The organism is Streptomyces olivochromogenes (assembly GCF_001514115.1).
Lineage (GTDB): Bacteria > Actinomycetota > Actinomycetes > Streptomycetales > Streptomycetaceae > Streptomyces > Streptomyces olivochromogenes.
The window spans coordinates 22,114-35,932 of record NZ_KQ948467.1 but is presented as its reverse complement, the minus strand read 5'-3'; the positions used below and the strand labels follow the sequence as shown (position 1 = coordinate 35,932).

Here is a 13,819-nt window from a genome sequence, read left to right as displayed (position 1 = left end):
CGTCAGGGCTGCCCGGCGGGGCCCAAAAGCGGACCCAGCCCGGTCGACCGCGGACGTCCGGGCAGCAAGCACCACGTCATCGTCGACGGGCAGGGCATCCCGCTCGCGGCAACGCTGACCGGCGGAAATCACAACGATGTCACCCAGCTCCTGCCCCTGCTCGACAAGATCCCGGCGGTCGCCGGCCTGGTCGGCAGACCTCGCCGACGCCCCGACACACTGCTGGCCGACCGCGGCTACGACCAGCCACACGGCTCCGGCCTGGGCATCTTCCGCTACGTCGTCGGGCGCACGATCTCCTGGCTGCACGACTTTCGCCGCCTGCGCATCCGCTGGGAACGGCGTGACGACATCCACGAAGCATTCCTCGGACTCGCCGTCTGCCTCATCACCCACCGCCACGTACAACGGCTTTGTTAGGACCAGTAAGCGGTTATGGCGAAGTCGAGTACTGATTCTTTGGCCGCCCAGGCCCACGACCATAGGCCTGCTCTTGCACCTGGCGCAGACCGACTGGCCGCCGTTTTGACGACGGCGCGCGGCTGCGCGGGCTTGTCAGTGGGTTCCTCTACGGTGCCCGGTATGACGCACTGGATACATGGCCCGCTCCCGCACCACGAGGAAGCCAACGTCGTCTTCTTTCGGGGGACCTCGCTGGACGCGCTCACGCAAGGACTCCTCGGCCAGCGGCGAAAGCCACTCGCGTACGGCACGGGCACCGATTGGGGGTTGGTGATGCACGACATGCTCAGCTGGGAGAGCGGTGACTACGACCTTGCCCATTATGGGCAGTTGTGCCCGGCCGGCGGTGAGCTCGTCGTATTCGAGATCGAGCCATGCCTCGCCAAAGCCCATGGCCCCTCGTTCCAGTACCTCCGCGATGGACGACTGATCACCGCCTTCAGTTTCGAGACTCCGTACTACCGGGTAGGCAAGGAGCCCGACCTACTGCTGCCCGCCCTCACGGCGGCGAACCTGATCGACCCGGCGGATCTTGACAGGGATGACAACGAGGAACGGACTGTGGAGGCAATCACCGGTTTCTTCTCTTTGCCTGAACTCGAAATGCCCTGACCGAGGGGACTGAGCGGCCTCGGTGATGTGGGGCTGCGGTTCGGGTATGAGGCGGGGAGGGGTTGTCTATGCCGAAGGTCCTGTGTGTGGGGTTGACGCCTGATCAGGAGCGCGAGGTGCGTGAGCGCCTGCGGGCACACGATCTCACGCCGGGCACCAGACTGCGTCTGGAGTGCATACGGCCGATGGGACGCGGCCTGACCGTGCCCGAGGTCGCTGACCTGCTCGAATGCAACGACGTCACCGCGCGTGGTGCGGTCCACCGCTTCGCAGCCCGCGGCTTCGACGCGCTGACGGATGCCCCACGCCCGGGCCGCCCGTCCGCGGTCACCCGTGAGGACCGCGAGGCGCTGGCCACCCTGTTTGACGAGTCCGCCCGGCAGGGCCCAACCTGGACTGCCGCCGCGTTGTGTGACTGGCTCGCCGCGGAACGGGGCGTGCGGGTCTCGGCGGCCTGGCTGACCAAGTTGCTCCACCGCGACGGGTTCCGGTGGAAACGGACCCGGGACACGCTGCGGCACAAGGCCGACCCCGTCCTCCAGCAGGCCGCGCGGGCCCAGCTGGAGGATTTACGGCTGTTAACGTGGGTGAGCTGCTTGAAGCCGATGTCGCTGATGAGCTTGATCTTGTTGGCGGCTTCCAACAGCTTGTAGTCGTCGAACTGGGCGAGGTCGTCGCGGGTTTTGAGGTTCTTACGGCGGGCGGGGTCGGCCTCGGCGAGGTCGAAGAAGTAGTCGACGTCAAAGGCGGCGACGTGGTCCCGCAGCCGGTTGACCGTCTCGTTCCAGAGGTAGTTCAGCGCGGCGTCGAACAGCCCGACCGAGCCCGCCATGATCATCTTGGCGATGTAGGGCGCGCTCGCCCGCTCCTTGGGGGTGAGCTCCTCGATAACGTCGGGAGTGTTCTTGAGGAGGGTCTCGCGCTGCTTGGCCGCGACGATGATGTTGTCCGTGGGCAGCCCCCAGGTTTCCAGCACCTGGAACATCAGGTCTTCGAATGCCTCCAGATCCGCGCGGGCGGCCTGGACCTGAACCGAAGTCTGCGGTGCGGGAACGGGCAGGTTGTCTGGGACGTCCTGAGGACTCATGTGTTCCTTCTCCGATGAGAGTTGTTCGTCCTCGCCTCCCGCGGGGAGTTGTGCCGTCGACCTCTGTCGCGCCGTCTGCGGCCTAGCCCGGGCGATCGTCCCGGCGCCCGTCGTGGCCACCAGTTCGCCCCGGACCCCAATGTTGTCCCGGAAGCCGTTGGGGGCAGGGCCGTGGCGAGCGATTGGGCGCGTCGGTTGGCATTTCGGGCGATCAGTTTGTCGCATCGTGCACGGAGCGGGGAGGGAATTTCCGTGTCTGCAAGTCATCGCGCCAGGAACTGGGCCATCTCACTCGCTCGAAGGGGCCCGACAGTCGGTGTGTTGACCGTGGCACGCCTCAGTCGTCTGCGCCGAGCAGGCGAAGGTGGAAACGGCGAACGGCCAGCCTGACCTCGCGGGATGGGTCGCCGTCGACGTGGAACACGAAGTCGTGGCGGGTCCCGAACTCGTTGGCAGGCCCCCGCCGCTCGAAGCCGGGCTGAATGCCTTTTCCAAACGGGAGAGTGACCGTATCGGTCCTGCCCACGAGCAAGATCCCGGCCCTTTGGGCCCCAGCACACAACGACGACACTCCGCACCCTCAACTCTGGTGCGTGGCACAGCACCGCACGTTCCTGATCGACCGCTCGGGTCGTCTTCACCTTCCCCTGCACAGCGTTGATGCGCCCCTGGGGTGCCTTGGGCGTCTCACGCGTAACGGCGCCGGGACGGAGGTGCTTGCTTGGAGGCCAATTGATCTTCAGCTGGCATGTCCGTACCAGCCATCTCGTTCAACACGGTGACGCCACGGTCACGTTGTCGTCGGCAATGCGCAGCACCCGGCTCCTGGCATAGTAGATCGACGTTGTGCCGTTGCCGCCGAGACGCATAACGCAACCGAGTGCCGACAACGGATCGGTCGCGGGCTTCGAGCCGTCGGCAAGGGCGAGCCGGACCTGGGACACCTGGAAGGCCGGTACACCGAGAGCCATCGGAAGGCGCACCGGTCGGCCTTCGCGGACATCGGCGGCGAGATGATCACCGAGGCGGTACGGCAACAGGACGAGGCCGACGATGACGAACCCCAGCACCGCGCCGCCGACACCGCGAAGCCACAGACTGCTGTTCCAGCCGAGTCGGACACCCGACGGCCGCAACCAGAGGATTACGAGGGCAGTCGACGCGCCGCAGGCCAGGATGGCGACTACCGAGACCGTGCCAGCCCTGCCGCCGCGAGCTGACGCCCAGGCTGCGACGGCAACGACCGTGGCAACCGCAACGCAACTGGCGGAGATCAGCAGGGTGATCATGGCGCGGCTCCGGACGATGTGCACTACCGTCCGGCCTCGTTCGGCCGCGCGTAGCAGCCACCGGGCGCCGAGGAAGAGGGCGAGACCCGCGATGCCGACGAGGAACGCACGGATCGCCAGCCAGCTGAAGGAGATGCCGGCCTCCTCTGGCGCCACCCCGAAACTGCCGTAGAACCGTGCGGCCAGCACCCAGCCGAAGGCGTAGGAGAACCCGGCTACGCCGGTGACAATCTGTGTGGTCCGGCCGAACCAGTTCGACAGGCGCTCCGCGAACGCCGACGATACGCCCTCCCCCACCGGCGCCTCGCTCACAGCATCTCGACGAGGAGGAGAATCGCCGCCACTGCGCCGCAGAACAAACCTACAGCGAGTGCAACTCTTTCTTTGACTCCGTAGCTCAAACCGCCCTGCCGTAATGGCTCGGAGACCATCGTACGCACCGCCGTGCGTGGTGTGCGGGTGCGCGCTGGAGTGTCCTCGAGGGCCTCGTCGAGAATCGCAAGCCACCGGTGCAGCGGGGGGCGAGGAGCCGTCGCGCGCACTGACTCAAGGAGGACTGGCAGCAGCGCCGCTGGTACCCCCTCCTGGGGCGAGTCCTGGGAATCGGTGGCTGAGGGACGCCACGACGGGGTGCCGAATACCCGGGCGGTCAGCAGGCCGACGGCGTAGGTGACCGAAGCCTGGTCGGGGCGGGGAACTTCACCGCCCAGCACGCGGGGATCGGTCCAATCCGTGGTGGTGAGCAGCGGATCGTCGACTGCACTGCCCGCTGGCCGGATCGAGTCACAGTCCAGAATGAGTACTGCCGGTTCGGGCCGTACGCTCCACAGCAGATTGCCGGCGGAGATGTCCTCGTGCACCAGGCCTCGCTCCTCCAGCCAGGCAAACGCTTCGACCGTCAGCCGGAGGAGCACGAGCTTCTCCCGAACGGTCGCCGGCTCGACGCCCACGCGGGCCGCGCGGGTTTCGTAGAGCAGGTAGTTGAAGTCCCGGGCCCGCACCCTGTTGGTGGAGAGCTGCGCGCGGTAGGTCATTTCGGCCTTCGGCACGAGCACGCCGGACACCGCCCCGTCGTCCGCCGTCACCACAGCGAGCGGCCAGGCGAAGCGGCGCCGTAGGAAGGCACCGTCATTGCTGCCGCTGTCCAACTCGCGGTGGAGCCGTACCAGGCGGTCCAGGTCGGCTTCGGAACGCTGGATCGCGTACTTTTTGTACAGGACGCGGTCCTCATGGCCGAAGACGTCGAAAACCGTGGACGAGCCGCCTCGCGACCCGGCCCCATAGGTGCGGAGCTCTCCCTCCGGTACGCGCTGTGGCAGGCTGGGCCAGGTATGGGGTACAGGCTGAACGGTCACGTCACTCCTCCGCAGTCGGTCAGCGGATGTCGGTTTCGTTCAGCGGCGGGTTCGGCGGCGGCATTCGAGGCGGATCCGAGTCCCGGTTGGTCGAGACCATCGTCGAGGCGATCAACGACATGGCGTACCTCCCCAGCACCGATGTGATCCTGGCTGCGAGTACATCGGCGGGAACATCGCTCCACGCCTCGGCGTCCACCGGGTTGAGGCGTCGCAGGACCTCGGGTGGCAGTTCCTCCATGCCGACACCCATAACCACCAGTTGCGCGCGTGTCAACTCGTCGAATTCGTGGAACGCCTGCTCCCAGCCGGAGTCCGAAGGCATACCGGCGGTGAGGAGAAAGACGAAGGGCCGGAAGGTCACTGTGTCATGGGCGCGGAGGACCCTCAGGTCTCGTTCGATCACCCGGCCCAGGTAGCGGAAGAGAACGCCGTAGTGGGCGGCGCCGTGCCCGGACAGCCGTGGCAGGGAACGCAGTTCGGTGAGGTCGGTCAGTGGCAGAACCAGCTCCGCCTGGTCGCCGAAGGTCACGAGGCCGAGCCGAATATGCTCGCCGAGGAGCGGGTTGCTCAGCAGTTCCTCAGTGAACCGGACGACAGCTTCCTGCACCGCGTCGAGGCGCCCTGACACATACATGGATGTCGAGGTATCCACAGCCAGGTAGAAGGGCAGTACACGCTGCACGGTCCTGCTCCCCTCTCCCGATACGCAGCTGGCGCGTCCGTCGTGGCTCGGCCTTGCGTCGTCCCTCAGCCTAGCGAACGAATGGCCTGAGCGTCATCGGGCCGTGTCGTGCGAGCCACTCTCGAGCCCTTTGGTCGCCGTTAGCTCTCGAAAGTCACATCGCCGCCGGAGGGGTGTGGCAACTGCGCAGGTAAGTAGCAGCGGCTTCAAGCGCCTTGAGCAGTCGGCCACTCATCGCATCAGCCACGCACTGCTCGTCCCACCCTGGGCGCTCAGACGTCGTTGGCCCGGCCACAGCTCGTAGAGAGAAGGCAGCTCCGCACCCTCTCCCCCATGCCAAGAAATTACCCTTGCAGTTGAGACATTCTCGATCCACTTAAGACACCGCAGGTCAGAGGACTGCAGACCGGAACGCCTTTGAGGCGAAATCGCACCTATGACCAGGTCAGTGGCCCAGTCCCTCCATCCCCAACTCCTATGAGTACAGTTTAGATTCTGCAGGTAACAGCAATGGGCATGTCCCAACTGCACGGATAACTGACAGCCGTTTCCGCCTTCGACGGGGAACTCGAGCGGACCGCTCAGCGGGCTCAGCGCGGCGAGCAGACCGCGCTCAAAAAGCGCCTCCTGCAGGGCTCCACAGGGCAGTGCGCCCTGTGCGGGCGCAGCCTGCCCGGCACCTTCCTCATTGCCGCGCACATCAAAAAGCGCGCCCTGTACAGCGATGACGAGAAACGCGACCTGGCCAACATCGCCATGCTCGCCTGCACCTTCGGCTGCGACGCCGTCTATGAGCACGGCTACGTCACCGTCGCTCCCGGCGGAGCCGTTCAGGTCAGCCCGCTGGCCGCGCACCTCCCCGAAGTCGACGCTTACATCCAGCAGAAACTGGCGGGACGGACCCTCCCCTGGTGGACTCCTGCCCGCGAGCCCTACTACCAGTGACACCGCACCCATACCTACAAAGCCATGAGCAATCGTCAATACCTGTGGATCGGAAGCATCATGGAGTGCTGAGCCGATAGGTCCACATCTCGACCATCTGACCGTCGAGAAGCCGAATCAGCCAGATGAGACGTGGCACCAGGGCGGCAGGATCCTGGAGGAGAACCGCTTGCGCTCCCCGGTCTCCTTATCGATGCGGCGGTCGTTCACCCGGGGCGCCTTCACCTACACCGGCCCGGCTGCGGTGACTACGGTCCGCGGCTGGTGGTAGCTGTTGCGGACCACGAGGCGGCGGCCGTCTCCGTCCGTCTCGGAGGCCAACTCGGCTACGTACTGATTGACTTCGGCCTCCAGGGCGGCGGCGAGCATCCGGCGGGCGCCCTCGCGCACGATCTCGTCGATCAGGGAGCCGGATTCGGTGGAGCCGTCGGCGTTCACTACGCTGAGCACGGGCGTGCGTTCCCGACCCGCGCTGCGAACGCGGGCCTACTCGGTGACCATCACAGGATCATTCGGGAAGGTACGCCCTCCGCGTCCCTCCCCCGGACTGATCCACAGGTCTTGAGCATTGCTCCAAAGCCATTCCCCCGTCCTAGTGCCGTATCAGGCAACGTTCACCCTGTGTTCGATGTCAGATATGGTCCTCTGCCATGCGCGAATTGGTATTGATCAGGCACGGCGAGACCGCATGGAGCCGGACCGGTCAGCATGCTGGCCGCACCGACCTGCCGCTGACCGAGGCGGGAGAGGACGCGGCGTGTGCGCTCGCGCCGCGACTGGCCGAACGGGAGTTCGCCGCCGTCTACAGCAGCCCGCTGACTCGCGCCGCGCGGACCGCCGAACTGGCGGGGCTGAGCGGCACGGAGCCCGACACCGACCTGATCGAGTGGGACTACGGCCGCTACGAGGGGATGACCGCCGAGCAGATCCAGGAGCTCAAGCCCGGCTGGGAGCTGTGGCGCGACGGCGTCGATGCCGGCGAGGACCTCGGGCACGTGACGGTACGGGTCGATGCCTTCCTCGGCCGGGTCCGGCCGCTGCTGGACAAAGGCGACGTGGCCGTCGTTGCGCACGGCCACCTGTCACGCATCCTCACCGCGCGCTGGCTTGGGCTCGACGCGTCGGCCGCGCGGCAGTTCGGGCACCCGCACCCGGGGACGATCAACACGCTGGGATACGAGCACGACCTGCCGGTCGTGCTCGGGTGGAACGTGCCGTAATGGCGGCTTTCCATATCCCGTCCAAGGTGTAGCGAATGCCGTGTCAGGCAACGTTCGCCCTGTCGACGACGGCGCGGAAGCGTCGGTCGTCGGCATGGCGGTTTCGCCAGATGATGTAACGGCGGATCATGCTGCCCTGTTCCTTGTGGTCGGCGTGGTCGGGTGACGACGATCCCGCCGCTGGAGAGCAGCTTGCCTTGGTCGTCCTTGAGGTGGTGGGCTTCGATCCACCAGGGCCCCCACTTCAGGGCGGTGATGAAGAGGGCGGCGCCGAGGGTTCCACCGACCCAGACTTTGATCGGCAACTTTGTCTTGTCGTCGCTGCCGCTCATGACGGCATGATGTCCGTGCACCCCGGAAGGCATGCGACGAATGACTTTTCCCAGAGGGAGAGTTGAGGTTCCGTGCCAGGTGGAGAAGCGGTGATCGCTGGCGCGGTGATCGTGCATGCAGGGCGTGTCTTGCTGATTCGCCGCAGCGCTCCGGCGGCCTCTCTGCTGTGGACGTTCCCCTCGGGCAAGGTCGAGCCGGGCGAGACCGCAGGCGAGGCGGCGGCAAGGGAGGCGTTGGAGGAGGCGGGCGTGGTCGTGGAGCCGGTCTCGCTGCTGGGTGAGCGGGTGCACCCGGCGACTGGCTGGCCGGTGGTCTACGCGGCATGCCGGCTGCTGTCGGGTACGGCTCATGCGGCGAGTCCGCGGGAGGTTGAGGAGGTTCGCTGGGTGCGGCTTGGGGAGATTCCTGGACTGGTGCCAGGTGGGCTGTTCGCGCCGGTCCAGGCGTATCTGGAGGAGCAGCTGGCCGAGTAGTCGCACATAGCGAAGGCCCCGACCGCTGATCCGGTCGGGGCCTTCGTCTACTCACAGGCGGGTAAGCAGCTCGGCTGCCAACTCCGGGTCGTACTTGCAGGTGATTTCGAGCATCGCCTTCGTCAGCCCTCCGAGTTCCTCAGGCGTGACTCGCTCGATGAAGATGTTGGCGACGGCTTCCCCGTCGGCGTAGGGCATTTTGGCGTAGGTCCCGTCGGCCCGCTCGTAGAAGATGTCGTCGTCGATGATTGCGATACCGCGTATGTCCCGCCCAACGGTCTGCCGCGCGTGACGTCACGCCGCGTTGCGCCGTTTGGCGAGCGGCAGGTCAATGAGCTCGCGCCCTGTCCAGACCGCCTGTCCGGCCGCTATTGCCGCGGCGTGTGGGTTTGCCGATGGCATGCCATACCCCGTGTGCCGCTCTGGGGCCGGGCCGTCGCACGCGTCCCGTCTGGTTCGCGCTCTACGCATATGCCGTCCGGGACTCGGATTCTGATCCTATGGGGGTTTTCGAGGACAGTTTTGTGCAGCCAGAACGTCTACCCGACGAATCGGCCGAGGAGTACTGGGGGCGAGTTCAGCGGTCGTCGGACCGGGTGGAGGCGGTGACGGAGGGTGCGATCGCACCAGCACCTCCGGATCCACCAGTGTGCCCGGAGTGCGGCTTGGAGGCTGACCGGTTCCCGACACTTTCGCAGGCATGGGTGCTGTTGGAGCCGTTGGATCCGGTGAATGTTCTGCCGGCGCATTTCGTGCCGCCTCGCCAACGGTGGCTGATCAACGGTGATGGTGTGGCCTGGAACCCGTGGAATGCGGAGCCGACCGAGGGCGCCCAGTGCCGGATCTCGCACACAGTGGCGTGCCCCGGTATCGAGCCGCCGGATCTGTGGCCGTGGCTGACGGCGATGCGGGAGGAGAACGCACGGCGTGCTCAGCGGCTGTTCAATCCGCCGCGGACACCGACGCTGGCGAAGGTGGAGATGCCGGACGTCGGGTAGCGGTGCAGCTCCGCCGGGCCTGCACCAGGCGGTTCCAGGAACAGCGGAGCGCCCCGGTAGCCGTGTGCGGCTGCGGGGGCGCTACCGTGTGGGCCTACTTCACGTTGCCGGTGAAGATGGCGGTTTCGCTGTCGAAGTCGGGGGCGACTTCGATCTGGATGAGTTTCTGGGCTTTGGGGAGTTCGCAGCCCCAGGGCACGTTGATGGAGCGGCCGGGCAGGAGTTGGGTGCTGGGCCCGCCGCCGAGGCCCGATTCGCTGTCGAAGATCGCTTCGCTGCTTTTCCCGTCGGTGCCGTAGGAACAGTTGACGGACAGCAGGGTGGTGTCGAGTTTCTTGCTCCCACCATTTTTGATCTTCACAGTGAACTTGACGTAGGGCGTGCTCTCCGGCTCCGCGTACTGGCCCGACACGGTGCGCGTGAACCCGGACAGGGTGATTTCCACGTCGTTCTCGTAGGTCACGGCGTCATCGAGGGCGTAGACGCCGTCGCTGGTGTTGTCGGCGGCCGGGGCGGTGGTTTCGTCGGTTGCCGCGGCGGTGTCGCCGGCGGCTGCGGTTTCGGTGACAGTGACCGTGGGTCCCGGCTTGGCCTCGTTGTTGCTGCCGTTGACCGTGACGCCGGTGGCGACTACGGCTGCGATGACGGCGGCGGCGGAGCCGATGATGACCAGGTTGCTGCGGTTCTTCTTCGGCGGCGGTGGCGGCGGGAAACCGGGCATGGGTGGCGGTGTGACGTCGTAGCTCATGGTCCCCCCAGGGACTTGCATGGTTGAGTGCTGAATCATCCCTGTTGTGGCAGGGATTGTGGAGTATTCGTGTCGAAACTGTGCCTATAGCGGGCGGGCGGACCAGATCGCGTTCACGGCTGCTCCTCGACGTCGGGGCGCGGTCCGCGCCAGCAGAGGTGGGTGTCGAGGTTCGCGGAGTGCCCCATTTAGCCGTATTGCAGTGTCGGACGGTGCGGTGCGGCGTTAGTCGTGCATGAGCAGAAGTCGCAGGTTGCGGGATCTGTCAGGGCCTCAGGCGTTCGACCAGCTGCGTTCGCAGTTGGCTCGTGCCGCTGCCGGGGTGGCCAGGGAGAAGGTGCCGCGGAAGAGGGCGATCGAGGCGGCGCGCCGTCCGACGTGTGCGGAGCCGGATGGCGTCGGCGGTGAGGCGGGCCCGCCGGGTTCGAGCTGAGGTCATCCCCCCTCTACGGGTGGTGCCCTGACGGTCGACCAGGTCGACGAGTTATACCGCGTGCGTGTCGTGCGACCCGTGCAGCAGATCGTCGACCGCGCTCGGGTTGGGGCAGTCGGCAAGTGAGCAGGTGACGTGCCCGCCGTCGCCGAGGAACAGCAGGCTGTTGGCGCAGGCTGGGCAGCGGCCCTGGACGGTCTGGAAGGGCTGCTCGCGACGGATTCCGGCGGTGGCTCGGCATACCCGCTCGTACTGGACCGTGTACGGGGGCCGGTCGGGTCCGAGTGGGGCGATGGCGTTCCAGAGGGTGTAGGCGTGCTGGGTCGAGAGGCCGTGGGTGGGGTCATGGGTCTCGGTCGCTGCCGGGGCAGTCTCGGTGAGGTCCGGCTCGGCGGTGGTCACGCAACCCCAGGTATGCGATTCCTGGCCGCAACTGTGTGTGGCCCGCTGGGGCCTGGCCGGGGTGGTGTCCGTCTCTTCCGGCTTCGGCGCGTCCAGTTCCTGTACCGCTCGCAGGGCTTGCAGGGTGATGTACACGTGGTGGAGGGGGAGGCCGGGTCGGGCGCGGTGGATGCGCTGCGCCATGGCGTGGTCGGCGGCGTCTTGGTCGGCGAGGTCGGCTGGGGTGGGGCTGGCGGCGCCGAGGACGGCGAGTTGATCGCAGAGCCGGGAGAGCTGGCGTTCGAGGTGGTGCCGGTCGGTCACTTGGTCCTCCGTGCGGCGCGCGCCGTGGCGCGTCGGGTGGCGCGGTTCGGTTGGGGGTCGGGCGCGTCGTCGTCGATGACGGTCTCGGTGCGGACGAACTAGGTCTGCGTCTGTAGCAGTCCGCGTCCTGGTCCGCGGTCGGTCTGGCTTACGGGCAGCGCGTCGGCCTGGACGCGGCGACGCTCGGTCACGCGCTGTCCCGGGTGTCGTCGGCGAGCTGGTTGAGGACCCGCTGCTCAGCCTCGGAGAGCGTGGTCCGCGCGGCCGGGGGCCGGGTGCAGTCGTGGCTGTGGACGGCCCCTTCGGACGACTGCCAGAACCGGCAGCACGGGCCGGGCGCGGGGGCGTCGCCGCGGTCGGCCAGCTGGACGCGCTGCGCCTCGACACGCGCCCGGCGTTCCCGGTCCCGGCGGGCGCGGCGTTCCCGAGCCGCGCCTTCGAGGGAGAACACGGCGACGCCGAGGAACACGGCGGTCTCCCACCACAGGTGGTGGGAGGCGGAGGCGGTACCGGCCGCGGCGAGGAGGGCCGTGGCGGTGCCGAAGGCGGCTTCGAGTCTGATCATCGCTGCTCGCCTCCGTTGATCGCGCGGGCCACGGCGAGGGCGTGGTGCGTGATGGCGTTCCTGCCATTGTGGAGGACACGGAACGCTTCCACTTGCAGCCAGGCCGCGATGGCCGAGGCGACCCCGGGATGCATGGCGGCGATGAACGCGGCGTCGGCTTCGGACCGCTCCTCGGTGATCGCTCCGGTCCATGCCACCCAGTCGGTCTTGTCGACGGTACCGACGCGGTGGCCGTGGGGGATTGTCCCGTCGGCTGTAGCCCAGGGCCCGGGGGTGGCAGCGTCGGTGAGGGCGAGCAGCTTGTTGGCTGCGGTGCGCAATTCGCCGGCGGCCGTGGTCATCGCTGCGCCTCCGGGTCGATGAGGTCGGCGTACAGCAGGGCGTACTGGTCGCCTGCCTCGCCCATGATGGTGGTGTCCTGCCGGATCTGCTCGGCGAGCTGGTGGGCGTGGATGGTGAGGATGCCGTCGATGACGCCCTCGGAGAGGCAGTAGTCGGTGAGCAGTTGGCGGGCGGTGCGCGGGTGATCGGTCACGGCTTGCTCCTGCGTGTGCGGATCGTGCGGGTGAGGCGCGCCCGACCGGTGCGGGCCGGGCGCGCGGCGGCTCAGGCGGGAACAATGACGGCGCGTTGGCTATCGAGGCGCGTCTTGAGTCCGGCGTCGTCGGCACCCCGGAGGTCTTCGCGGCTGCGGTCGTTGGGCAGCAGGGCAAGTGCCTCGCGCAGGGAGGCGAGGCTGACCGCGATCTCTGCCTTGACGGTCTGTGTCTCGTCCTTGTCGCCCTGACTGGTGACCTTGTTGATGTAGACGAAGGCGGTGTCGTCGACGACGCCTGTTCAACGACACTCAAGATGCCTATGTGGGCGCTGCGTTGAGGGCATGCCAGGCGTTCTCCGTCGACGATCTCCGCATCGCCCATATTTCGCTCGCGACGTCCGCCCTGACACATCTACGGTTGCAGCGTGTCTGCTACCACAGCGCTGCCTCCGGCGATGGCCGAGGAACTCCTGCGTCCCATCCTTCCAGCTGCGTCCGTCGGGGAGATCGTTCTGCGTACTGGCGGGGAGCTGAGCACGATCTTCGAGATCCGGTTCGTCGGGGCGGCCGAGCCGGTCGTAATCAAGATCTATGACGATCAATGGCGCTGGAAACAGGAGAAGGAGATCTACGTCTACCAGCTGCTTCAGCAGCACGGTGTCGGGCCGGTGCCTGCCGTGCTGCACCATGGAGGCGCCGACAACGCGCTCGGGCGCTGCTACACGGTGATGACGATGCTCAGGGGCCAGCCGTTGTCCGCCGTCAGCCACGCCCTTGACAGGGCATCGCTGTGGGAGATCTACCGTCAGATCGGGGGCTGCATGGCTGCAGTCCACCAGATCCCTCAAGGTGCCTACGGATACCTCACCACGCGGGTTCTGGATCCCGAGCCGACGAACACCGCGTATATGACACGGCAGTTCCGCAAGAAGCTCAGGGAGTACGCCGATCACGGGGGCGATTCGGCGCTCGCGACGGCCATCGAAGCGAAGGTCGCTCGGCAGGCTGAGCTGCTCGGTGCGTGCCGGCATGCCGTGCTGTGCCACAACGACTTGCACGAGGGCAACGTCCTGGTCGCTGGGGAAGGCGGCGGATGGCAGGTCAGCGGCTTCATCGACGTGGAGAACGCGATCGCCGCGGATCCACTGATGGACGTGGCCAAGACCGACTACTACTCCGTACGCGACGACCAGGGCAAGCGCGAAGCGCTCTGCGACGGCTACGGCACGCTGCCCGCCGACTGGAGCGAGCGGGTCGGCCTCTACCGCCTCTACCACGCTCTGGAGCTGTGGGACTGGTTCGCCTCCATCGGCAACACGGCGCCGTTGGAGAGCATCACCGACGACATCCGGCGGATGACGGCCTGACCGT

At 67.0% G+C, this 13,819-nt stretch carries 19 protein-coding genes and 2 pseudogenes; 10 read left to right on the top strand and 11 right to left on the bottom strand.

Annotation, left to right across the window (positions count from 1 at the left end; genetic code table 11):
* From AQJ27_RS35765 to AQJ27_RS60905, 4 genes are all read left to right on the top strand, one after another.
* Positions 1 to 420, top strand: a 420-nt coding sequence (locus AQJ27_RS35765) for a transposase (protein WP_159064461.1), incomplete at its 5' end; no start/stop codon positions are given.
* A 162-nt stretch (positions 421 to 582) separates the two neighbouring features.
* Positions 583 to 1,074 carry a DUF6461 domain-containing protein gene (locus AQJ27_RS35760; RefSeq protein WP_067378024.1) on the top strand — a complete coding sequence of 164 codons (492 nt, stop codon included), beginning with the start codon at positions 583 to 585 and terminating at the stop codon, positions 1,072 to 1,074.
* A 68-nt stretch (positions 1,075 to 1,142) separates the two neighbouring features.
* Entirely contained in the window at positions 1,143 to 1,727 is a 585-nt protein-coding gene (locus AQJ27_RS60910) for a helix-turn-helix domain-containing protein (protein ID WP_079065505.1), read from the top strand.
* Entirely contained in the window at positions 1,658 to 2,179 is a 522-nt protein-coding gene (locus AQJ27_RS60905) for a hypothetical protein (protein WP_201264458.1), read from the top strand. Before AQJ27_RS60910 ends, AQJ27_RS60905 begins: the two co-directional genes overlap by 70 nt.
* 752 nt (positions 2,180 to 2,931) lie before the next feature.
* On the opposite strand, the gene AQJ27_RS35745 is transcribed toward AQJ27_RS60905, so the two are convergent.
* Genes AQJ27_RS35745 through AQJ27_RS35735 form a run of 3 tightly spaced genes read right to left on the bottom strand, consistent with a single transcriptional unit; the run spans position 2,932 to position 5,490 of the window.
* Entirely contained in the window at positions 2,932 to 3,762 is an 831-nt protein-coding gene (locus AQJ27_RS35745) for a hypothetical protein (protein WP_067378018.1), read from the bottom strand.
* Positions 3,759 to 4,805, bottom strand: coding sequence for a hypothetical protein (locus AQJ27_RS35740; RefSeq protein ID WP_067378017.1), 1,047 nt, complete (start codon positions 4,803 to 4,805; stop codon positions 3,759 to 3,761). Before AQJ27_RS35740 ends, AQJ27_RS35745 begins: the two co-directional genes overlap by 4 nt.
* A 19-nt stretch (positions 4,806 to 4,824) precedes the next feature.
* Positions 4,825 to 5,490 (bottom strand): vWA domain-containing protein, encoded by a 666-nt coding sequence (locus AQJ27_RS35735; RefSeq protein WP_067378014.1) that lies wholly within the window; start codon positions 5,488 to 5,490, stop codon positions 4,825 to 4,827.
* 756 nt (positions 5,491 to 6,246) lie between these two features.
* On the opposite strand from AQJ27_RS35735, the gene AQJ27_RS59045 reads away from it, so the two are divergent.
* On the top strand, positions 6,247 to 6,435 hold the full coding sequence (locus tag AQJ27_RS59045; RefSeq protein ID WP_235613846.1) for a hypothetical protein: 189 nt from the start codon (positions 6,247 to 6,249) through the stop codon (positions 6,433 to 6,435).
* Between the two features lie 126 nt (positions 6,436 to 6,561).
* Here AQJ27_RS59045 and AQJ27_RS52835 read toward each other — a convergent pair.
* Positions 6,562 to 6,885 (bottom strand): annotated as a pseudogene (locus AQJ27_RS52835) (IS256 family transposase); the annotation flags it as partial.
* Between the two features lie 200 nt (positions 6,886 to 7,085).
* Here AQJ27_RS52835 and AQJ27_RS35720 point away from each other — a divergent pair.
* Positions 7,086 to 7,655, top strand: a complete 570-nt coding sequence (locus AQJ27_RS35720; RefSeq protein WP_067378009.1) for a histidine phosphatase family protein — start codon at positions 7,086 to 7,088, stop codon at positions 7,653 to 7,655.
* Between the two features lie 43 nt (positions 7,656 to 7,698).
* Here AQJ27_RS35720 and AQJ27_RS60540 read toward each other — a convergent pair.
* Positions 7,699 to 7,815 (bottom strand): annotated as a pseudogene (locus tag AQJ27_RS60540) (IS630 family transposase); the annotation flags it as partial.
* Positions 7,816 to 8,077: 262 nt separating this feature from the next.
* Here AQJ27_RS60540 and AQJ27_RS35715 point away from each other — a divergent pair.
* The gene (locus AQJ27_RS35715; RefSeq protein WP_235613845.1) at positions 8,078 to 8,461 is read left to right on the top strand and encodes an NUDIX domain-containing protein; all 384 of its coding nucleotides are present in this window, start codon (positions 8,078 to 8,080) and stop codon (positions 8,459 to 8,461) included.
* A gap of 51 nt (positions 8,462 to 8,512) precedes the next feature.
* Here AQJ27_RS35715 and AQJ27_RS56620 read toward each other — a convergent pair whose 3' ends face one another.
* Entirely contained in the window at positions 8,513 to 8,659 is a 147-nt protein-coding gene (locus tag AQJ27_RS56620) for a hypothetical protein (RefSeq protein WP_159064460.1), read from the bottom strand.
* Positions 8,660 to 8,961: 302 nt separating this feature from the next.
* Here AQJ27_RS56620 and AQJ27_RS35710 point away from each other — a divergent pair, with 302 nt between their 5' ends.
* Positions 8,962 to 9,459, top strand: coding sequence for a DUF6083 domain-containing protein (locus AQJ27_RS35710; protein ID WP_235613844.1), 498 nt, complete (start codon positions 8,962 to 8,964; stop codon positions 9,457 to 9,459).
* Positions 9,460 to 9,553: 94 nt separating this feature from the next.
* On the opposite strand, the gene AQJ27_RS35705 is transcribed toward AQJ27_RS35710, so the two are convergent.
* The 5 genes from AQJ27_RS35705 to AQJ27_RS35685 all read right to left on the bottom strand — a co-directional run bounded on the left by AQJ27_RS35705 (position 9,554) and on the right by AQJ27_RS35685 (position 12,445).
* On the bottom strand, positions 9,554 to 10,207 hold the full coding sequence (locus AQJ27_RS35705) for a hypothetical protein (RefSeq protein WP_067378000.1): 654 nt from the start codon (positions 10,205 to 10,207) through the stop codon (positions 9,554 to 9,556).
* Positions 10,208 to 10,691: 484 nt separating this feature from the next.
* Positions 10,692 to 11,345: a DUF6085 family protein gene (locus AQJ27_RS60245; RefSeq protein WP_067377997.1), complete on the bottom strand. Its 654-nt coding sequence runs from the start codon at positions 11,343 to 11,345 to the stop codon at positions 10,692 to 10,694.
* A 187-nt stretch (positions 11,346 to 11,532) separates the two neighbouring features.
* Positions 11,533 to 11,910: a hypothetical protein gene (locus AQJ27_RS35695; protein ID WP_067377994.1), complete on the bottom strand. Its 378-nt coding sequence runs from the start codon at positions 11,908 to 11,910 to the stop codon at positions 11,533 to 11,535.
* Positions 11,907 to 12,251, bottom strand: a complete 345-nt coding sequence (locus AQJ27_RS35690; RefSeq protein ID WP_067377992.1) for a polysaccharide biosynthesis/export family protein — start codon at positions 12,249 to 12,251, stop codon at positions 11,907 to 11,909. Before AQJ27_RS35690 ends, AQJ27_RS35695 begins: the two co-directional genes overlap by 4 nt.
* Positions 12,248 to 12,445, bottom strand: coding sequence for a hypothetical protein (locus tag AQJ27_RS35685; RefSeq protein ID WP_067377990.1), 198 nt, complete (start codon positions 12,443 to 12,445; stop codon positions 12,248 to 12,250). The genes AQJ27_RS35690 and AQJ27_RS35685 overlap by 4 nt, the downstream gene beginning before the upstream one ends.
* Before the next feature lie 95 nt (positions 12,446 to 12,540).
* Here AQJ27_RS35685 and AQJ27_RS35680 point away from each other — a divergent pair, with 95 nt between their 5' ends.
* Positions 12,541 to 12,786, top strand: coding sequence for a hypothetical protein (locus AQJ27_RS35680; protein ID WP_067377987.1), 246 nt, complete (start codon positions 12,541 to 12,543; stop codon positions 12,784 to 12,786).
* 87 nt (positions 12,787 to 12,873) lie between these two features.
* Positions 12,874 to 13,815, top strand: a complete 942-nt coding sequence (locus AQJ27_RS35675) for a phosphotransferase family protein (RefSeq protein ID WP_201264457.1) — start codon at positions 12,874 to 12,876, stop codon at positions 13,813 to 13,815.
* Positions 13,816 to 13,819: the final 4 nt, after the last annotated feature.